Origin of the sequence: Candidatus Tisiphia endosymbiont of Micropterix aruncella, from assembly GCF_965178575.1 — a bacterium.
Taxonomy (GTDB): domain Bacteria; phylum Pseudomonadota; class Alphaproteobacteria; order Rickettsiales; family Rickettsiaceae; genus Tisiphia.
Window position 1 is genome coordinate 272563 of record NZ_OZ238268.1, and the last position, 19011, is coordinate 291573.

Genomic DNA, 19011 nt, shown 5'->3' on the forward strand with positions numbered 1-19011 from the left:
GCTATGCATTCTTAAAGCGGTTTTGCGAATGCATTTTAAACCTTTCTAAAGCTAAAAACATGATTTTAAAAAATTAAAATCATGTTTTTAACAAAATATTAATTTAACCTGAATTCGATGTAACAAGTTAATACTAGACCCAGTATCATCTCATTGTGGGTGATGTCACCCCTGCGTAGGCAGGGGTCTAAAGAAGTAGCAAGGATTAAGTGCTTAAACATTTTTAGATCCCTGCCTTCGCAGGGATGACATCGAGCGTGCAGAGAATAATAATTATTCTTACATAGAACTGAGGTTAATTTAACAATCAGATGCAGAGCCGTCTCAAATCTGATTGTTTCTATAATTTCACCGAATTTGGGATAAGAATTGACAAATTCTTATCCCGAATTCGCGTATTATGTAAAAACATAAACAAACTATTAGAAGCAGTTTGTTAGGAACTCCACACTTGATATGCTCTGCGATCAAGTTCATAATGGAAGAAACAAAAAAGTAAAAAATGCTTGAAAATCAATATGTTAGCTAATTGTTTCCTAGAAGAGGATACACCTAATAACTCAAAATCAACATATCTCGGTCTATTCTAAAACCTTTAAAACGCTCTAATAACGACATGCCGAGTAACGATACGTCAAGACCGCCAGTACCTATGTGAGCTTCAACATTTCTAAAAAAAGCTCCTCTACCAATCTCGACACTATTTAATCTCACGGGAGCAGCCCTACTCGTACCATTAGCTGTAGAGTAAGTTCTAGTGTAATTTAGTTTTGATAAGTCAAATCCTAGCATTTTAGCATCACTAATAGTAAGAGCAACATCACTTGCTCCGGTATCAATCATAAATTTAATTCTTATTCCATTTACCACGGCATTAACGTAGAAATGCCCATCGCTACTACGACTAATTACTAATTCCCCTTGTTTATTGACCCAATTATATGATGGTATTAGTACGGATATGACTCTTTGAGCGGCGTAATTTAATTCAAACTTGAAAGCATAACCAGTAATTATAATTAAGAAGATTCCGCCCCAAGTTAATAATTGAATAGAGAGTATCTTTATACCTTGTTGACTAAAGGAATTATAAACTATACTGATAATTACCAAAATCATTATAAAACAAGTTATACTTTTCTGGTTGTCCCAAGAGAAACCAAGAAGTTGTGCCTCTATCAGTTTATGTACAAAGAAGGTAATGATAGTACTAATACAGAGAATAATAATTAACTTTACAAGACTTTTTTTACTCACATTAAATCACCTATATTCTCTAAAAATAATCTTGCTCTATGAGATTTAGGTTTTTCAAAAAATTCTACTGCCGGCTGATCAGCTAAAACTTGTCCGTGATCCATAAAAATTATCCTATCGGCTATGGCTTTGGCAAATTTAATATGATGAGTAACTACAATCATGGTCATTTGACTTTTAAATAAAGATATAATTTCAATAATATCTTTAATATTTTCAGGATCTAAAGCTGAAGTAGGCTCGTCAAATAACATTATTTCTGGATCCATCATCAAGGCTCGGCAAATCGCCACTCTTTGTTTTTGTCCCCCAGATAAATTGACAGGAAAGGCGGTAATTCTTTGTTTTAAACCAAATTGTTCTAATAATTTCTCTGCCTTAGCAATGGCAGCCACTTGCTTCATTCCTAAAATATTAACAGGAGCATATATTAAATTATCTTGGACATTTAAGTGCGGGAAAAGATTAAAAGCTTGAAAAACCATGCCAATTTTAAGACAAAGCTTCCTTTTATTTTTTTGCGTCAATTTTTTGTCATCGATTAACACATGCCCACTAGTAGGAACTTCTAAAGCATTGATAATTCGCAATAAAGTGGATTTACCACTACCAGAAGATCCTATAATCGCTATAGTTTCTTTTTTCTTGAACTCAAGACTAATATCTTTAACAGCATAGGTTTTGCCATAGTTTCTTGAAACCTTATCGAGTATTATCATGCTAAACTATAAATTTGTAACCATCATATAGAGGTTTTATATTACTTGGCAATATTTTTGATATCTCATGGTAATCAATAAAATGATTCATATTCGTTAATAATATTTGTTGAGGTTTATATTCATCGTTCCACTGTAAAATTTTATCTAATCCTGCATGGCAATCATTAGATTCATACGCCATACAGTCTAATATCCAAACATTGATATTTTTCAAGAATGGTTTAGATTCTGCCGGAAAAGCTAGCACATCACTAGAATATACAAAATCACCCATTCTAATACCTAAACTATCTATAGGACCATGATGTTGTCTGAAGAATTGTACATCTATGGTACTAATTTTAAATTTTGCAAAAAAATCTACCGGTCTTGCAATCAGTTTGTCCGGAGCAAATAAATGTTGGTGACGATTCTCAGTTTTCAATGCTGTGCTACTGTCAGAAAAAATTTCTAGTGGTGTTTTTTGGAAAAATGGAAATACACGTAAATCATCAATACCGTTAACATGATCTGCATGATAATGGGTTAATATAGCACCGTCCAATTTTTTAATCTTTTCTCGCATTAATTGATTCTTGATGTCAAAACCAAAATCAACAAGAATTTGACTATTGCCATCATCGATGTATATTGATGATCTAGTTCTTTTATTGTAACTTGAAGTAGAAGTGCATATATTGCAATCACAATTAATTATCGGCATACCAAGTGATGAGCCACATCCTAGCACTGTTATTTGTAGCATATACTTAAACCAAACAAAATTGAAATTGAAAATGTTTGAACTTTTATATAATTTCCATGGCCTTAATCAAGAAATATTCTTGTGGATCAATAGAATTACTAACCATTTTAGCATAATAGCTTATATTCTACAAATTATCTCTTATTGTTTTAATATTACCAACTTTGCTATCGTTTATTTTATATATTGTGGATATTTCTATATCCAGTTAAAAAAGATTCAAGATTTTAATCAGCGTCAGATCAAATTTTGGTCTATATATAATAAAATGGTAATGATTGGTATAATTTATGCTACATTCGGTTGTACTTATGCTCTATTTAAGTTTTCAGTTAATATAGCTAGACCATTTTGCTCATTACCTCTTAATAGTTTTGTAACAATTGCTAATGTTGAACTTGAAAGATGTTTATCCAGCTTTCCAAGCAGTCACTCCGGATTAGCATTAATGGTATCTTACTGTATTTGGCCATATATAACAATGGGGCAAAAAATTATAGCTTTTGTGATTGTTTTATTAGTGGCCGTCTCACGTATTACTCTTGCTATGCATTACCCAGCTGATATTCTTTATAGTTTCCTTATCACCATAATGATTATAGTGGTTAGTAAAATGATTTTTAAAATTTTTACCAACAATTTAATAAAATGGTTTGGTGAAAGGATTCTTTCTCTATTATATCATTATTTTCTAGACCACTAATAGTAATTTTTATTTTGAATAAATTTCACTTATGTTTTATAGTAGTAAGATACTAAAAAAACTCTTATATAGCTTTCAAATTTATGCAAAATATGGAAATTATTGAGACTATCTCTACATCCGTATCATGTTTTGGCAAAGAACCACCGTTTGATCATCCAAGAGTTTATTTGGAGATTGATTCAACTAAAGGATCTATTGTGTGTCCTTATTGTAGTAAAACATTTGTGTTAGTAAGTAATGAAGATAAAACTCCTATCAGATAGTACTATAAACCGCATCGCTGCTGGAGAAGTAATTGAACGACCAGCTTCGGTGGTAAAAGAACTAGTTGAGAATGCTATTGATGCAGCTAGCACTAAGATAGATATCATGCTTGAGCAGGCAGGGAAAAATCTTATTATTATTTCTGATGACGGAATAGGCATGTCTGAGGAAGATCTAAAAATTGCCGTAGAACGTCATACTACTTCCAAACTTGATGAGTCAGATTTACAAAATATTCACACTTTTGGCTTTCGCGGAGAGGCATTACCTTCAATAAGTTCTGTAAGTAAGATGTTGATTACTTCAAAGGCACGTGGGGCTGATAGGGCTTATCATATACAATCTAGCGGTGGACATAATAAAGAGATTAAACCTACCATTCATAACGAGGGTACTAAGATTGAAATACGTGATTTATTCTTTGCTACCCCTGCAAGACTAAAGTTCTTAAGATCTGATAAAACTGAATTGGCAGCTTCGGTTGATGTAATCAAGAAAATTGCATTAGCTCATCCTAAAATCAGCATTAATTTATCTCATGATGGCAAAAACATCATAAAAGTAAAAGGCCAAGATGGAAATTTTGATGATCTTTTAAAGCAAAGAATAATTGATATATTGGGTTATGATTTTATTGAAAATTCTGTCCATATTAATCTACAAAGACCGGAAATATCAGTATATGGCTTTACCAGCCTTCCTACCTTTAATAGAGCTTCTGCTGAGGATCAGTTTTTATTTGTTAATAATAGAGCCGTTAAGGATAAATTACTACAAATCGCTCTAAGACTAGCCTATCAGGATTATTTAGCTCGGGATAGACATCCAGTTTCAGTTTTGTTTCTACAGATAGATCCCCACATGGTTGACGTTAATGTGCATCCTGCCAAAACAGAAGTAAGGTTTCATGATCCTGGTACCATACGGGGATTACTGATAAGCTCTATCAAAGATGCCCTTGCCACTAGAAGTCACATGGTGTCAACGAATATTGCCACAACTGCCTTAGGTCTTTTTCGCAATACTACTACTGCTAATAACTTTGTTAAAACAAATAAGGCATTCCAAAAGAACCCTACCTCTTCTTCTAACAAAGTATATCCAAATGGTTTGAGTATATCTGATAATATCAGTACTTATAAGGCTCAAAATTTAACCATTCCTAGGCACAATGATAGTTCTAATGTTCAGCAACAATTAATAAAGACAGACCCACATGCTAAAGTAGAAGTGCTAGAGGATGATATCCTAGACCTAGATTATAATAATAAACCTCTTGCAGAATTCGCTTCTACTAGGGAATTCGTAGGAGGATTGAAACCTCGCCCTTCAAACAATACAGCAAATTCCGTTACGGATTCAAGTCTAGCACCATTGCCTAAATTACCAGCAGAAGTAGAGTTATGCCAAAAGCCTAATGTTGCACTCGGAGCAGCGAGAGCCCAACTGCACGGCACTTATATAATATCACAAACAGCAGATAGTATTATTATCGTAGATCAACATGCAGCACATGAGCGTTTGGGATACGAGAAAATTAAGCAAATGATAAGTAACAATGGATTAATTAAGCAACGATTACTCATGCCTGAGATAGTAGAATTACCGGATGTCAAAAGAGCTGATTTATTGTATAATAAAAAGGAGGATCTTTCTAAATTAGGTTTAAGCCTAGAGAAATTTGGCGAGCGATCCATCATTGTATCAGAGACTCCAAGCTTACTTGGAAATACCGATATAAACCAACTTACCCAAGACTTGGCAGATAATTTATCTGATCTTGGTGAAAATATTTCCTTGATTCAATTGATCGAATATGTTACAGAAACCTATGCATGTCATTATGCTATCAGAGCAGGTCGTAAATTATCTTCTGAAGAAATGAATGAATTATTAAGACAAATGGAAAAAACCCCATTTTCTGGTCAGTGTAATCATGGTAGACCAACTTACATCGAACTCAAACTCAAAGATATTGAGCGATTATTTGGACGTAGGTAACCTGAGGTTAGGTAGGTTTTAAACTGTATAAAAAAATAATGTAATGTCTAACTATCATAATATATTCGATCACCATATAACTAGAATTAAACAAGAAGGAAGATATCGTGAATTTGTGCCTGTTCAAAGACAGGCAAATAACTTTCCATCTGCTTGGTATTATGATAAAAATATTGTAATGTGGTGTATTAATGATTATCTTGGTATGAGTAAGCATCCAAATGTTACCAAAGCTGCGTTAGATGCTACATCCAAATATGGAATTGGTTCTGGTGGTACAAGAAATATAGGTGGTAATAATAGCAGCATAATAGAATTAGAGAAGGAACTAGCAATCCTACATAATAAAGAATTAGCTCTAGTGTTCACTTCCGGTTATGTTGCCAATGATACTAGCCTTGCAACACTGGCAAAAATAATGCCTAATATAGTTTTTTTCTCAGATGAGTTAAATCACGCTTCTATTATTTCCGGTATCTGTAATTCAAAAGCTGAAAAACATATTTATCAGCACATTGATACTTGCCATCTTGAAGAATTACTCAAAAAGGTAGATATTAATAGACCGAAGATTATTGTTTTTGAATCAGCTTATTCTATGGACGGATTATTTTCACCAATAGAAAAAATAGTGAATTTAGCTAAAAAATATAATGCTTTAACCTTTATTGATGAAGTACATACAGTTGGTCTGTACGGCAAGCATGGTGCTGGCGTTGCCGATCTTCAAGGTTGTGCTGATAAAATTGATATGATCCAAGGAACGCTCGGTAAGGCTTACGGCACTATTGGTGGTTATGTTGCAGCCAATCGTCAAATTATCGATTCTATAAGGCTTACTGCACCAGGTTTTATATTCACCACCTCTCTGCCCCCAATTATTGCTTCAGCAGCAACTGCCAGTATTCGTCATTTAAAAAATTCTAATATAGAGAGGGAAACTTACCAAAAGGTAATAGCCAAGGTAAAAGAATCTTTTGATAAAGCTAAAGTAAATTATTTAAAAAATGATAGTCATATTATACCAATAATTATTGGTGATCCAATTAAAGCCAAACAAGCCTCTGAAATGTTGTTGGACAAATATAATATTTATGTTCAGCATATTAACTTCCCAACAGTACCACGTGGCACAGAACGTTTAAGAATCATCCCAACACCTAACCATACCGACCAAATGATTCATGACCTCACCACAGCCCTTGTTGAAATTTTTAGTACCCTCGATATATCACCATCAATCAATTCTTACTCTATAATAAAATTACCTTTACACCCTGCAGCGTAGTATAATATTACTCCAAAATCAGCTAGATGTGCATTACGCGAAATTATAGAAACAATCAGATTTGAGACGACCCTGCATCTGATTGTTAAATTAATATTTATACATTTTCTTCGATCGATTTCTAAAGAAAATAATATATAATGAAAATTATTAAGAAATGAACTAACATGACCACATTTACTAATATAAAGACTCCTCGCTGGCTATATCGTTTTGATAATTTTAAACGTGCTTTTGCTTTGCTACGCGAGGCGATGTACATAATGCGAGAACGCAAGATAAGTCAGTTAGAGATGGAAGGAGTAGTACAGCGTTTTGAATATACGTGGGAATTGACATGGAACGTACTTAAAGACTACCTAGAATATAAGGGGGTGATACTATCAACCATTACCCCAGCTACCGTACTTAAGGCAGCTATTGCCGCTAATTTGATTAAGAATGGTGAAGTATGGATGAATGCTTTAGATTCTCGTAATAAGATGTCACATACCTACGATTTCAAACAGTTTGAACAGATTATTATAAATATTGAAAAGGATTATTATCCTGAATTGGAGATCATGTATTTTAAGATGTATTTGGTGATGCTGAAATTTACAGAAGAAGAGATGGTAGATGAAAGTAAATATATCTCATCATGGATTAAGTAAGGAACAGTTAAACATACTGCGTAATATTTTGTTGCCCTTCTCAAAACAAATCGAGAGTGTTGGTTTGTTTGGTTCGCGTGCTACTGGTTCTTATCGTCCTAATTCTGATATTGATATAGTTATTTATGGTTCGCTTGATGAAAAAACCCTCGATCGTATATTTACTTTACTTAATGACAGTAACTTACCGGTTAAAGTAGATGTACAATCTTATGATCTGATCACCTATCCACCTCTCAAAGAACATATCGATGCTAACATGCTACTGTTGTTTACGCATGACCAATTTGAAGAGAAGTTGCTTTAGTGATAGTAACAGATATGCTAAAGTAATGTTAAACTAAGCATAAACATGAAAAATCCTTTATCGATATATATACACTGGCCGTTTTGTTTGTCAAAATGTCCGTATTGTGACTTTAATTCTCATGTTGTAAATAAAGTAGATCATGATACATGGTTGAAATGTTATGAATTAGAGCTTGATCATTTCAAGGATACTATAGGTCATAAATATATAAAATCTATTTTCTTTGGAGGTGGAACTCCATCTTTAATGAAGCCATTTGTTGTTGAAGGAATAATTAAAAAAATAGCAAATTTAGCAATAATAGATGAGCAGACAGAAATTACTTTAGAAGCAAATCCCACTTCATTTGAGACTGAAAAATTTAGGGACTTTAGATCAGCTGGAATAAACCGTGTGTCAATTGGCGTCCAGTCTCTAGTGGAAGATGACTTAAAGAGTTTAGGACGACAACATGATGTAGGGCAAGCAATCAAAGCTGTTGAAACAGCTCGCCATCTTTTCCCTAGAATATCTTTTGACCTAATTTATGCAAGAAGTAACCAAACTCTAGAAAGTTGGCAAGATGAACTTACCAATGCCATGCAACTTGCCTCAGGTCATATCTCACTATATCAATTGGTCATCGAAAAGGGTACGTTATTTTATAAATTGTTTAACGAGGGAAATCTAACTATACCAAACTCAGATCAAGCAGCTGACCATTATGAGTGGACTAACTGGTATTTAAACTCCCAAGGATATCTTAGATATGAAATATCAAATTATGCTATATTAGGTCATGAATGTAAGCATAACTTGACATATTGGCAATATGACAATTATTTAGGTATAGGTCCAGGTAGCCACAGCAGGGTTAACATGTGTGATAGTAATTTTACATCTAATCTCTATAGTATCATGATGTGGCATAAACCAGAAAAATGGTTACAAGCTGTTGATAGTTTAGGATGTGGTATTCAGCAGATTAATAAACTTTCTATGCAAGAAATAATTGAAGAAATGTTGATGATGGGACTACGTCTTGAAAAGGGTATAACTATTGATAGTATACAGAAAAGAACTGGTAAACAATTATTTGAGATTTTAGATATGGAAAAGGCAACATACTATAAAGAGCTAGGTGTACTTAGGTGGGATGAGGGATTAGGTGATAAAGGTCATATTAATCTTACAAACAAAGGTCTAATGTTACATAGCTATATAGTGCCAAGGTTATTTAAAACCTCAGTTTTGGATTAAAATTAAAAATTTTAATCCAAAACTGGCTAGAATATCAGAAAAATGCATTCTCATTCCAATTTTGGATTAATGAAATTAATCCGAAATTGAGGTTTAAATAGACTTCTTTATATTAATGTATATGTTGGAACAAAAAGAGTTAGATAAGATACAAAAAAGGATTAAGAAACTTAAAACAAATAATCATTTTCACCCTAAACTTAATCCAAAAAAAGAAATTGATGCACTGGCTATAGCGTTAGATTTGTTTTCTAGTGTGATGCTAGGGTTTTTTGTTGGTTTTACATTAGATAAATTGTTTAATTCTAAACCATTTTGTATTATAATATTTTTGTTGATAGGTATGCTTGCAGGTTTTAAAATAATTTGGCAAAAACTAAATAAGAAATAATGTCCCATAGTCCCTTAGATCAATTTGCAATAAAGAAACTAGTAGAAATTAATTTATTTGGTTTCGATATTAGTTTTACTAACTCTAGTTTGTTTATGTTACTTGCTGGAGTTGTAGGCCTCTCCTATTTTTATTTAGCCTTAAAAGGCAAAAAAATTATACCATCTAGATTACAGCTTAGTGCTGAAATAATTTATGATATAATTACAGTGATGCTCAATCAAAATGTTGGAGAAAAGGGGCGTAAGTTTATACCATTCATTTTCACTTTGTTTATGTTTATTTTGTTATGTAACTTGCTTGGCATGCTTCCTTACGGATTCACTGTTACTAGCCATATTATAGTAACATTTGCCTTAGCAATTATGATATTTTTTATGGTTACAATTATTGGTTTTATTAATCACGGTATACATTTTTTATCAATATTTTTGCCTAAAGGTACGCCATCTTGGTTAGCTCCGCTTATGATTTTGATAGAATTATTTGCCTATCTAGCAAGACCTATAAGTTTATCTTTAAGGTTAGCTGCTAATATGGTGGCAGGACATATATTACTAAAGGTGATGGCAGGATTTATAGTTTCATTAATGATTTTCTTTAAATTTTTGCCAATTCCACTAATTGTGATCCTTATTGGATTTGAAATTTTTATAGCAATACTTCAAGCTTATATATTTACAATTCTTTCTTGTGTATACTTGAATGATGCTGTAAATTCACATTAGGTTTTGCGAAGGCTTCATTTTTATGGTCTTATAGATCGTTATTTTTGTTCTCGAATCCTCACGTACATCATGGTCCGCTGCGGTTCTCCGAACAAAAATGCCTATAAATCTACTAATAAAATAAAAATGAAGCCACACGCAAGAACCTAGAATTTTTTATATTTAGGAGTTTAAATATGGACGGAACGTCTCTAAAATTTATTGGTGTAGGATTAATGGCTATTGGTATGTCAGGTGCTGCCATTGGTGTAGGTAGTATATTCAGTGCATTGCTGTCTTCAATTGCCCGTAACCCTTCAGCTACTGATCAATTACAAAGAATGGCATTCATTGGAGCTGGACTTACGGAAGCTATGGGCTTATTCTCGTTCGTAATTGCAATTTTGTTGATATTTTCTTAAGTAACTATGCCTCAATTTGATGTTACCTTTTATTGTTCGCAAATCTTTTGGTTGGTAGTTGTTTTTAGTATCTTATACCTTCTAGTTCATAAGTTCATTGCACCGCTAACTGAAAAAATTCTTGAGAATAGGCAAGCTTATATAGATACCAATATTGCTAGTGCAGAAAGTCTTGGGGAAAAAGCTGATAGCTTGCACAAGCAATATGCAAGTACGCTAGCAGAAATATCAAATATAGTGGAAAATATTAAAAAAGAAGCTAGGGATGCAATGGAAACATCTCTTCTATCAAAAAAAATGCAACTCCATAATGAGTTGAAAGCACAAATTGCCAATAATCATCATGATATAGAAAAAACTAATAAATTATTTTGGATTGATGAAAATGATTCATGCATCAATTTAGCAAAATTATTAATTCAAAAAATTACTAATCAAGAAGTTGATTTAGAATTACTAAAAGAATCTTACAAAAAGATAAAATAATGCAATTATTTGACGAAAAATTTTGGCTAGCCATCTGTTTCCTAATTTTTGTGTATTTGGTCTATAGACCGATAAAAAATATAATTTTAAAATCGTTAGATGACAAAATTATGGCTATCAAAGACCAAGTCTTAGAAGCCCAAAAGCTTAACGAAGATATGACGTTGTTATTTGAAGATGCTGCAATCCAAATACAACAAATTGAAGTTTTAAGAGAAAAAATGATCAAAGATGGCAAAGAAACTGCCAATAATATAATTAAGCAGCAAAACGAAGAATTTGATAAGTTTCTAGAAAGCAAAAAACTTGAGACTATAGATTTAATGAATAGGCAAAAGCTAGAAGCTTCTCAAATGCTACAATCTGAGTTTTGCGATAAAATGCTAGAATTAGTAGCTATATATATGCAATCTACAAAAAACGATTCCATATCAGATAGTGAGATAGCTAAGAGACTCATGAGAAATCCAGCATCTGAAAAATTTATACAATAACTGTACCTCAATTCGATGTAAGACATCAGTTTAATAGTCTAGGGTGTCCCTGCATGTCACCCCTGCGAAAGCAGGGGTCTAAAAAATAGCATAGATAGGTATGTTATATAGTTTTAGATCCCAGCTTTCGCTGGGATGACATAATGGCGGTGATATCACCCCTAATGGCGATGATTACTTGAGCCTACTATTAATTTATTACATCAAACTGAGGTTAAGTAGACTCCAATTCTTTAAAAGTAGCAGAATATACAAGCTCATTTTAATATTAAGTGGAGGAAAAAATGATAAAGTATCCGCAGGAACAAAGAAGCCTAACTAGAGAACAGAAAGAAGCAGTTGGATTGCTTTCAATTGGTACATTTTTAGAATATTTTGACTTGATGTTATATATTCATATGGTGGTGTTTCTTAATGAGTTATTTTTTGAACCTACTGATTCTCTCTCCACCTCTTTAATGATGTCTTTTGCCTTCTGTACTACCTTTGTTTTTCGACCTGTTGGTGCCTTAATATTTGGTTGGTTGGGCGATAATATAGGACGTAAATCTACTGTTATAATTACAACTTTTATGATGGCTGCATCATGTTTTGTCATGGCTAATCTCCCTACCTATGCTCAAATAGGGATAGCTGCTACTTGGATAATAACAATTTGCCGTGTTGTTCAAGGCATGACTTCTATGGGAGAGTCAGTAGGGGCAGGACTGTATTTAACCGAAACGATTAACCCACCAATCCAATATGTAAGTGTGACATTGATAGCGCTGTTTGCTTCCTTAGGAAGTATAGGTGCTTTAGGAATTGCCTCACTTGTTACTTCCTATGGTTTTAACTGGCGTCTAGCATTTTGGATAGGTACAGTAGTAGCATTGATTGGTTCTACTGCTAGAACAACATTGCGGGAAACACCTGAATTTGCTAATGCAAAACTGAGACTAAAAAGGAAATATGAGAAAGCTAATATTGATATAAAAGAATTGCATAATGACCCAGTCGTTAATGAAAAAATTAATAAAAAAACAGTAATAGCTTTCCTTTTATTAGAGTGTTCTACACCAGTATGTTTTTATTTTCTCTTTATGCATTGTGGTGCTATTCTCAAGACCGATTTTGGTTACACATCAGCTGAGGTTATTCATCATAATTTTATTGTCTGTATATTAAAATTCTTAATTATATTAATATTATCTTATGTAAATTACAGAGTATATCCATTATTAACCGCGAAAATTATACTTATTATATATTCTATTTTTATTTTATTTTGTCCATATTGGCTGGACAATCTTCATTTTCCGTTTGAGTTATTTCTCATTCAGACAGTCATTATTTTATTTAAGTACTGTCTTGTCTCTGCTGGTCCCATTTTTTATAAAAGCTTTCCTGTATTTAAACGTTTTACCTATGTTAGCATGATATGTTCTGTATCTCGTGCTTTGATGTACGTTATTAGTTCTTTTGGTTTCGTTTATATTATTGACTATTTTGGCAATTGGGGGATATTGATTATTATGATTCCTACAATTATAGCTTTTACCTACGGGTTATTACATTTTAAGAAGTTAGCAAAAGACTCTGGAAGTTACCCACAAAAGAGAACTACATAGTGTAAGCTCAGTCCGCCATTAGGGGTGACATCGGGGTTGTTAAACCAATGTCTTACATGTCATTCCCGCGAAGGCGGGAATCCTAGATACCTGCCTTCGCAGGGGTGACATCGTAGAGGGTTTATGTCATTCCTGCACAGGTAGCGGAATCTAAAAAAATAGACCGAGAGGGTTTGTTAGATTTTTTTAGACCCCGCTACCTTCGCAGAGGTGACATCCGAAGGTGCAGGGATGGCATCGGGGCTATTAACTAGACTTGCAAAAATTGTGACTAAAACACCACTTAAACCTTTCTTTTCCAGCAATTATACGTCAATTCGGGATAAGGATATTGAGAACATGTAGATTAAAATCAAATTTTGTTGAAGGTTTATTTTTCTTTAATGAATAAGCAACAAGAGTAGATAATATATGGACAAAGGCATTTATTGGTGATCTATGTCTAGTATGTTCAAGGTTCATTTTATTTTTTAGATAATCAAAAACTGTTTCAATTAAGTTACGCTTTCGAAGTAAGATTTTTTCTTTCAAATCCATTAATTTATTTTCCATATTCTTCTTAATTCCATGAATCATTTTTAAGCCTCTTTCATATAAATTTAAGAACAAATTTTGCTTAATATAACCTTTATCAGCTGCTATAATTCCAGTTAATCTTTTTGTTAACTCCGGTACTGGAACCCTATCATCTACATTGCCTTTGGTCACTTTTAATGCCATAAACTCCCCTTTATTATTGATTATTACATGTAATTTAAAACCATAAAAATACCCCATAGAGGATTTACTATGTTTGGCTAATCCTTTAAAAACTTTATTGCTATAACGCCTTTTATTGTGACAAGCTTTAATCGTTGTAGAGTCAATAAAATAAATACCTGTTTCTTCACCAAACAACAAATGAATCAACATATTTAGCGGTATGAATAATCGTGCCATTAATTCAACAAATCTATTATAACTCAAGGCTTTAGGGAAATCATCCTTATGCATGCACTCTATATAACTTTTATAGAAAAATTTAAAATTCTTAGCATAGGATGTATGAAACATAATTATTATTGTTAACATTTCACTTAAACTCATGCTACAACAGCGATTTCTCTGCTTATTTGATGGTAATAACTTTCTCTGTTCATACTCCAAATAAATTTTACAAAAATCATCTATAAAACTATATAATTCTGTGATATCTTTTTTCATGCCTGTAGTTTGTTTTTTTGTTTAAAAATATAAATACTGCAGGCACTCCTTTTTGACAATCCTTTTATCTATTACTATTTCATCTATATCTTATCCCGAACTGACGTATTATCTAATTAGATTACGATCACCCTATATTTAATCCTTGAACTGTAAAAATGTACAGTATAGAATCATCCACATGTCTAAAACAATTCGTTAACGAGGTAAAATATGAATATTTGTAGATCCTATTCTGAACAGTTTGATAGTGGTTTTGTGTGGCGTTTACTGTTTATCCTTTGTAGCATTGCTCTAATTACTACAGCATCGGATGCTTTTGCTAGTGGTGATCCAGTAGGTAGTGTATTGTGTAATATGATCAAAACATTTCGTGGTAATACGGCTCGTGGTATAGCCATTATTGGTGTAGTTGTTCTAGGGATTCAAACTCTTAGAGGACAATTAAAATGGGAAATTGCATTGGTTACTGTGACTGGTGTTATAATATTGTTTAAGGCTCCCGACATTATAACCCTGGTAGGTGGTGCTGCTGCTGCTGATACTGAAGCATGTAAAGGAACTTAAGTCGTCTCTTAGTTTCATCTTAGTGCGGAGATCTAAAAAATAGCCAAAACATTTTTAGACCCCTGCCTACGCAGGGGTGACATAAAAGGAGAGGCAGGCATTGGAACTATTAACTAGACTTGCAAAAATTGTGACTAAAACACCACGTAAACCTTTCTTTTCCAGCAATTATCTCATTAGATTACGATCACCCTATATTAATCCTTGAACTGTAAAAATGTACAGTATAGAATCATCCACATATCTAAAACAATTCGTTAACGAGGTAAAATATGAATATTTGTAGATCCTATTCTGAACAGTTTGATAATGATTTTGTGTGGCGTTTGCTGTTTATCCTTTGTAGCATTGCTCTAATTATGGCAGCACCGGATGCTTTTGCTGCTAAAAAAGCTGCTGTTGGTGCTACTGGTACTGCTGATGCTACTGGTGATCCAGTAGGTAATGTGTTGTGCAATATGATCAAAATATTTCGTGGTAATACGGCTCGTGGTATAGCCATTATTGGTATAGTTGTTCTAGGGATTCAAACTCTTAGAGGACAATTAAAATGGGAAATTGCATTGGTTACTGTGACTGGTGTTATAATATTGTTTAAGGCTCCCGACATTATAAACATAGTAGCAGCTGATAAAGCTGCTGCTAGTGTAGCATGTACAGGAACTTGAAGTCATCTCTTAGTTTTATCTTTAGTAGCGGAGATCTAAAAAATAGCCTAAAAAGTTATGATATACAGATCTCTGCTTTCTTTTTGTTAGTTAATTTTGCAAAATTGGAAAATTTAGATTAGTGAGTAATATATAATGTGGTATAATTTCGACGTAATATAAAACTACAATATATAATGATAAAACTTACTATAGATGGTACTGAAGTCGAAGTAGAGGAAGGCACGACCGTATTTCGTGCCTGCAGCAAGCTTGGTATAGAAATCCCACATTTTTGTTTTCATGAACGTTTGAAGATTGCCGGTAACTGCCGTATGTGCTTGGTGGAAATGGAAAAATCTCCCAAACCCATTGCTTCTTGTGCTATGCCTGTCTCCTCAGGTATGGTTATCCACACTAATACCATAGGTGTTAAAAAGGCTCGTGAAGGAGTGATGGAATTTCTATTGATTAATCACCCCCTAGATTGTCCTATTTGTGATCAAGGAGGTGAGTGTGATTTACAGGATCAAGCCTTTAAATATGGTAAAGCAAGTTCTAGATTTTCAGAGAATAAAAGAACGGTCAAAGATAAATATATGGGACCTTTGATTAAGACCCATATGACTAGATGCATACAATGTACTAGATGTATAAGGTTTGCCACTGATATTGCTGGGGTTGAGGAAATAGGAACTCTTTACAGGGGGGAGCATATGGAGGTAACCTCGTATCTTGAGCGTAGTCTTGAATCGGAATTATCAGGCAATATTATAGATATTTGCCCAGTCGGAGCATTAAATTCCAAGCCTTATTCTTTTAAAGCTCGTAGTTGGGAACTAACAAAGACTGAGTCAATAGATGTATTGGATGCACAAGGTTGTAATATAAGGGTTGATAGTAGGGGATCTGAAGTAATGAGGATATTACCAAGGGTTAATGACGATATCAACGAAGAATGGATATCAGATAAAGCAAGATTTGCTTATGATGGTTTGAAATATCAAAGGTTAGATTCTCCATATATCAGGAAAAACGGTAAATTAGTCGAAGCCTCTTGGAATGATGCTATTGAATTAGTAGCACAAAAATTAGAGTCTCTTGCTAGTGATCAAGCCGGTGATCAGATTGCAGCAATAGCTGGAACGCTAGCATGCACCGAATCAATGTTTTTATTGAAAACATTATTACAGAAACTTGGATGTAACAATTTTGACAGCAACCAGTTTAATTATAAAATAGACCAATCTAGTAGGGGGAACTATCTATTTAACACAACAATTTCTAGACTTAAAGAAGCTGATCTAGCTTTGTTAATTGGTACAAATATCAGACAAGTAGCTCCTGTCCTGAATGCTCGTATTGGCATATTGCAAAGAGAGGGAAAGCTAAAAGTAGCTCGTATTGGCAATATTACTAACCAAACTTATTATATAAATGAATTAGGGGCTAGCCCTGACATAATTAAGGCAATAATATCAGAGGAACATCAGTTTGCTAAGGAATTAGAACATGCAAAAAATCCAGTTATAATTATTGGTGATGGTGTATATTCTCGGGATGATGGTTATGCTATTTTGGCACTCATTCACCAAATGGTTGATAAATATAAGATAGTTAGAGATGATTGGAATGGTTTTAATATACTGCATAATCATGCGTCAATGGTCGGTAGTTTAGACATAGGCTTTAGTCCTAAAAACGGCGGTAATGGAGTTTCTGAAATTTTACAAAAGGCAGAAAGGGGTGAGATTAAGTTTGTATATTTACTAGGCAGTGATGAAATTGATATGAACAAAATAAAATCATCTTTTGTAGTATATCAAGGACATCACGGTGATAATGGAGCAAATGTAGCAGATGTAATCTTTCCTGCTAGTAGCTATACAGAAAAAGATGCCACTTACGTAAATTTTGAAGGAAGGCCTCAATATGGTAAAGCCGCAACTCATCCAGTAGGACAAGCAAAAGAAGATTGGGTTATTATAAAGAATCTAGCTAATAGTTTAGGGCTAAATCTTGGCATGAATAATTTAGATGAAATAAGAAATAGGTTGGCTGCAGAATTCCCAGTATTTGCCAATATTTCTGAGATAATGAGCTGTGATTTTATAAAATTTACCTCCCTCGATAATTTACTTAAATCTGATATAGTGACTAAACCTATAAATTACTATATGACAGACTCGATTAGTAGAGCATCTGTTACTATGGCAAAATGTGTGGAGTCAAAGCAAGAAAGGGACAAAGTTGCATGATATCGTTCTTTCAACAATATCTATTGCCATTAATTATTGTGGCTTTGAAAACTTTATCTATCACTATTCCTCTTTTGCTGTGCGTAGCTTACCTTACCTATGCTGAGCGAAGAGTAATAGGGCTAATGCAACTCCGAAAAGGTCCAAATGTAGTAGGACCTTTTGGGTTATTGCAACCAATTGCCGATGCAGTAAAACTATTATTTAAAGAAACAATTATACCAAACCAAGCTGATAAAATATTATTCACCCTAGCACCTATGATTACCCTTATACTTAGTTTAATTGGTTGGGCGGTAATACCTTTTGATAAGAAACTTGTACTAGCCGACATAAATGTTGGTGTTTTGTATATTATGGCAATCTCATCGTTAGCTGTTTATGGTATAATCATAGCGGGCTGGGCAAGTAATTCGAAATATGCTTTCCTTGGGGCTGTTCGCTCGTCAGCTCAGATGATTTCATACGAAGTATCTATAGGGTTGGTGATTGTTACTGTACTTTTAACAACGGGTACTCTTAATCTTTCAGAAATCATAGAAAAACAAAGATTATTTCCTTGGTGGGTTGATTTGATGTTGTTACCTATGGCTGTAATATTCTTCATATCAGTACTTGTAGAAACGAACAGATTGCCTTTTGATTTATCAGAAGCTGAGTCTGAGCTAGTTGCTGGTTATAATGTTGAATATTCTTCTATGGGATTTGCATTATTTTTTCTTGGTGAGTATGCTAATATGATTTTAGCTAGCGGTATGACCACCACATTTTTCTTAGGTGGCTATTTGCCACCTTTTGGCATTAAAGTCTTAAATTTTGTGCCAGGTTTTATGTGGTTTATACTAAAAACCGGGTTTTTATTATTTTGTTTTTTATGGATAAGAGCAACATTACCTAGATATCGTTATGACCAATTAATGCGTTTAGGTTGGAAAGTATTTTTACCTTTTACTTTGTTTTGGGTGGTGTTAGTATCAAGCGTTCTGATGTTCACCGGTAATTTACCCTAATTTAACCTGAGTTCGATATAAAACATCGGTT

21 protein-coding genes are annotated in these 19011 nt (G+C 33.5%); 17 read left to right on the forward strand and 4 right to left on the reverse strand.

From position 1 onward, the window contains the following. Nucleotides 1-552: 552 nt before the first annotated feature. Genes ACN1AG_RS01245 through ACN1AG_RS01255 form a run of 3 tightly spaced genes read right to left on the reverse strand, consistent with a single transcriptional unit; the run spans nucleotide 553 to nucleotide 2724 of the window. Nucleotides 553-1257 (reverse strand): TIGR02281 family clan AA aspartic protease, encoded by a 705-nt coding sequence (locus tag ACN1AG_RS01245; RefSeq protein ID WP_417905185.1) that lies wholly within the window; start codon nucleotides 1255-1257, stop codon nucleotides 553-555. Continuing rightward, nucleotides 1254-1976 carry an amino acid ABC transporter ATP-binding protein gene (locus ACN1AG_RS01250; RefSeq protein ID WP_417905186.1) on the reverse strand — a complete coding sequence of 241 codons (723 nt, stop codon included), beginning with the start codon at nucleotides 1974-1976 and terminating at the stop codon, nucleotides 1254-1256. The genes ACN1AG_RS01245 and ACN1AG_RS01250 overlap by 4 nt, the downstream gene beginning before the upstream one ends. A gap of 1 nt (nucleotide 1977) precedes the next feature. Next, complete coding sequence (locus ACN1AG_RS01255) at nucleotides 1978-2724, reverse strand: MBL fold metallo-hydrolase (RefSeq protein WP_417905187.1); 747 nt, start codon at nucleotides 2722-2724, stop codon at nucleotides 1978-1980. 31 nt (nucleotides 2725-2755) lie between these two features. On the opposite strand from ACN1AG_RS01255, the gene ACN1AG_RS01260 reads away from it, so the two are divergent. The 13 genes from ACN1AG_RS01260 to ACN1AG_RS01320 all read left to right on the forward strand — a co-directional run bounded on the left by ACN1AG_RS01260 (nucleotide 2756) and on the right by ACN1AG_RS01320 (nucleotide 13295). Beyond that, entirely contained in the window at nucleotides 2756-3427 is a 672-nt protein-coding gene (locus ACN1AG_RS01260; protein WP_417905188.1) for a phosphatase PAP2 family protein, read from the forward strand. 92 nt (nucleotides 3428-3519) lie between these two features. Continuing rightward, nucleotides 3520-3693, forward strand: a complete 174-nt coding sequence (locus tag ACN1AG_RS01265) for a zinc-finger domain-containing protein (protein WP_341753834.1) — start codon at nucleotides 3520-3522, stop codon at nucleotides 3691-3693. Continuing rightward, a complete protein-coding gene (mutL, locus tag ACN1AG_RS01270; protein WP_417905189.1) occupies nucleotides 3668-5695 on the forward strand; it encodes a DNA mismatch repair endonuclease MutL in 2028 nt (675 codons plus the stop codon). The genes ACN1AG_RS01265 and mutL overlap by 26 nt, the downstream gene beginning before the upstream one ends. Before the next feature lie 43 nt (nucleotides 5696-5738). Then, complete coding sequence (gene hemA, locus ACN1AG_RS01275; RefSeq protein ID WP_417905190.1) at nucleotides 5739-6983, forward strand: 5-aminolevulinate synthase; 1245 nt, start codon at nucleotides 5739-5741, stop codon at nucleotides 6981-6983. Between the two features lie 167 nt (nucleotides 6984-7150). Next, a complete protein-coding gene (locus ACN1AG_RS01280; RefSeq protein WP_417905191.1) occupies nucleotides 7151-7636 on the forward strand; it encodes a nucleotidyltransferase substrate binding protein in 486 nt (161 codons plus the stop codon). Continuing rightward, the gene (locus ACN1AG_RS01285; protein ID WP_417905192.1) at nucleotides 7602-7943 is read left to right on the forward strand and encodes a nucleotidyltransferase family protein; all 342 of its coding nucleotides are present in this window, start codon (nucleotides 7602-7604) and stop codon (nucleotides 7941-7943) included. Before ACN1AG_RS01280 ends, ACN1AG_RS01285 begins: the two co-directional genes overlap by 35 nt. 45 nt (nucleotides 7944-7988) lie before the next feature. Next, complete coding sequence (hemW, locus tag ACN1AG_RS01290) at nucleotides 7989-9185, forward strand: radical SAM family heme chaperone HemW (protein WP_417905193.1); 1197 nt, start codon at nucleotides 7989-7991, stop codon at nucleotides 9183-9185. A 121-nt stretch (nucleotides 9186-9306) separates the two neighbouring features. Next, nucleotides 9307-9576, forward strand: coding sequence for an AtpZ/AtpI family protein (locus tag ACN1AG_RS01295; RefSeq protein WP_417905194.1), 270 nt, complete (start codon nucleotides 9307-9309; stop codon nucleotides 9574-9576). After that, nucleotides 9576-10304, forward strand: a complete 729-nt coding sequence (locus ACN1AG_RS01300) for a F0F1 ATP synthase subunit A (RefSeq protein WP_341754091.1) — start codon at nucleotides 9576-9578, stop codon at nucleotides 10302-10304. Before ACN1AG_RS01295 ends, ACN1AG_RS01300 begins: the two co-directional genes overlap by 1 nt. Nucleotides 10305-10480: 176 nt before the next feature. After that, entirely contained in the window at nucleotides 10481-10705 is a 225-nt protein-coding gene (locus ACN1AG_RS01305; protein ID WP_341748043.1) for a F0F1 ATP synthase subunit C, read from the forward strand. Nucleotides 10706-10711: 6 nt separating this feature from the next. Continuing rightward, the gene (locus ACN1AG_RS01310) at nucleotides 10712-11191 is read left to right on the forward strand and encodes an ATP F0F1 synthase subunit B' (protein WP_417905195.1); all 480 of its coding nucleotides are present in this window, start codon (nucleotides 10712-10714) and stop codon (nucleotides 11189-11191) included. Next, on the forward strand, nucleotides 11191-11685 hold the full coding sequence (locus tag ACN1AG_RS01315; RefSeq protein WP_417905196.1) for an ATP F0F1 synthase subunit B: 495 nt from the start codon (nucleotides 11191-11193) through the stop codon (nucleotides 11683-11685). Before ACN1AG_RS01310 ends, ACN1AG_RS01315 begins: the two co-directional genes overlap by 1 nt. Nucleotides 11686-11969: 284 nt before the next feature. After that, nucleotides 11970-13295: an MFS transporter gene (locus ACN1AG_RS01320; protein ID WP_417905197.1), complete on the forward strand. Its 1326-nt coding sequence runs from the start codon at nucleotides 11970-11972 to the stop codon at nucleotides 13293-13295. A gap of 312 nt (nucleotides 13296-13607) precedes the next feature. Here the strand turns inward: ACN1AG_RS01320 and ACN1AG_RS01325 are convergent, their stop codons facing one another. After that, a complete protein-coding gene (locus tag ACN1AG_RS01325) occupies nucleotides 13608-14498 on the reverse strand; it encodes an IS982 family transposase (protein WP_367363772.1) in 891 nt (296 codons plus the stop codon). A gap of 213 nt (nucleotides 14499-14711) precedes the next feature. Between ACN1AG_RS01325 and ACN1AG_RS01330 the strand changes: the two genes are divergently transcribed. The 4 genes from ACN1AG_RS01330 to nuoH all read left to right on the forward strand — a co-directional run bounded on the left by ACN1AG_RS01330 (nucleotide 14712) and on the right by nuoH (nucleotide 18980). After that, nucleotides 14712-15065, forward strand: a complete 354-nt coding sequence (locus tag ACN1AG_RS01330) for a TrbC/VirB2 family protein (RefSeq protein WP_417905198.1) — start codon at nucleotides 14712-14714, stop codon at nucleotides 15063-15065. A gap of 272 nt (nucleotides 15066-15337) precedes the next feature. Further along, nucleotides 15338-15733 carry a TrbC/VirB2 family protein gene (locus tag ACN1AG_RS01335; RefSeq protein ID WP_417905199.1) on the forward strand — a complete coding sequence of 132 codons (396 nt, stop codon included), beginning with the start codon at nucleotides 15338-15340 and terminating at the stop codon, nucleotides 15731-15733. A gap of 176 nt (nucleotides 15734-15909) precedes the next feature. Next, the gene (gene nuoG / locus ACN1AG_RS01340) at nucleotides 15910-17970 is read left to right on the forward strand and encodes an NADH-quinone oxidoreductase subunit NuoG (protein ID WP_417905200.1); all 2061 of its coding nucleotides are present in this window, start codon (nucleotides 15910-15912) and stop codon (nucleotides 17968-17970) included. Further along, a complete protein-coding gene (gene nuoH / locus ACN1AG_RS01345) occupies nucleotides 17967-18980 on the forward strand; it encodes an NADH-quinone oxidoreductase subunit NuoH (protein ID WP_417905201.1) in 1014 nt (337 codons plus the stop codon). The genes nuoG and nuoH overlap by 4 nt, the downstream gene beginning before the upstream one ends. Nucleotides 18981-19011: the final 31 nt, after the last annotated feature.

What these genes read in the sequence shown, in the direction of transcription:
- ACN1AG_RS01315 (WP_417905196.1), top strand. Translation starts at nt 11,191, where the DNA reads ATGCAATTATTTGACGAAAAATTTTGGCTAGCCATCTGTTTCCTAATT.
- ACN1AG_RS01280 (WP_417905191.1), top strand. Translation starts at nt 7,151, where the DNA reads ATGACCACATTTACTAATATAAAGACTCCTCGCTGGCTATATCGTTTT.
- ACN1AG_RS01325 (WP_367363772.1), bottom strand. Translation starts at nt 14,498, where the DNA reads ATGAAAAAAGATATCACAGAATTATATAGTTTTATAGATGATTTTTGT.
- nuoG (WP_417905200.1), top strand. Translation starts at nt 15,910, where the DNA reads ATGATAAAACTTACTATAGATGGTACTGAAGTCGAAGTAGAGGAAGGC.
- ACN1AG_RS01300 (WP_341754091.1), top strand. Translation starts at nt 9,576, where the DNA reads ATGTCCCATAGTCCCTTAGATCAATTTGCAATAAAGAAACTAGTAGAA.
- ACN1AG_RS01285 (WP_417905192.1), top strand. Translation starts at nt 7,602, where the DNA reads ATGAAAGTAAATATATCTCATCATGGATTAAGTAAGGAACAGTTAAAC.
- ACN1AG_RS01295 (WP_417905194.1), top strand. Translation starts at nt 9,307, where the DNA reads ATGTTGGAACAAAAAGAGTTAGATAAGATACAAAAAAGGATTAAGAAA.
- ACN1AG_RS01250 (WP_417905186.1), bottom strand. Translation starts at nt 1,976, where the DNA reads ATGATAATACTCGATAAGGTTTCAAGAAACTATGGCAAAACCTATGCT.
- ACN1AG_RS01265 (WP_341753834.1), top strand. Translation starts at nt 3,520, where the DNA reads ATGGAAATTATTGAGACTATCTCTACATCCGTATCATGTTTTGGCAAA.
- nuoH (WP_417905201.1), top strand. Translation starts at nt 17,967, where the DNA reads ATGATATCGTTCTTTCAACAATATCTATTGCCATTAATTATTGTGGCT.
- mutL (WP_417905189.1), top strand. Translation starts at nt 3,668, where the DNA reads ATGAAGATAAAACTCCTATCAGATAGTACTATAAACCGCATCGCTGCT.
- ACN1AG_RS01310 (WP_417905195.1), top strand. Translation starts at nt 10,712, where the DNA reads ATGCCTCAATTTGATGTTACCTTTTATTGTTCGCAAATCTTTTGGTTG.
- ACN1AG_RS01330 (WP_417905198.1), top strand. Translation starts at nt 14,712, where the DNA reads ATGAATATTTGTAGATCCTATTCTGAACAGTTTGATAGTGGTTTTGTG.
- ACN1AG_RS01335 (WP_417905199.1), top strand. Translation starts at nt 15,338, where the DNA reads ATGAATATTTGTAGATCCTATTCTGAACAGTTTGATAATGATTTTGTG.
- ACN1AG_RS01260 (WP_417905188.1), top strand. Translation starts at nt 2,756, where the DNA reads ATGTTTGAACTTTTATATAATTTCCATGGCCTTAATCAAGAAATATTC.
- ACN1AG_RS01320 (WP_417905197.1), top strand. Translation starts at nt 11,970, where the DNA reads ATGATAAAGTATCCGCAGGAACAAAGAAGCCTAACTAGAGAACAGAAA.
- ACN1AG_RS01305 (WP_341748043.1), top strand. Translation starts at nt 10,481, where the DNA reads ATGGACGGAACGTCTCTAAAATTTATTGGTGTAGGATTAATGGCTATT.
- ACN1AG_RS01255 (WP_417905187.1), bottom strand. Translation starts at nt 2,724, where the DNA reads ATGCTACAAATAACAGTGCTAGGATGTGGCTCATCACTTGGTATGCCG.
- hemA (WP_417905190.1), top strand. Translation starts at nt 5,739, where the DNA reads ATGTCTAACTATCATAATATATTCGATCACCATATAACTAGAATTAAA.
- hemW (WP_417905193.1), top strand. Translation starts at nt 7,989, where the DNA reads ATGAAAAATCCTTTATCGATATATATACACTGGCCGTTTTGTTTGTCA.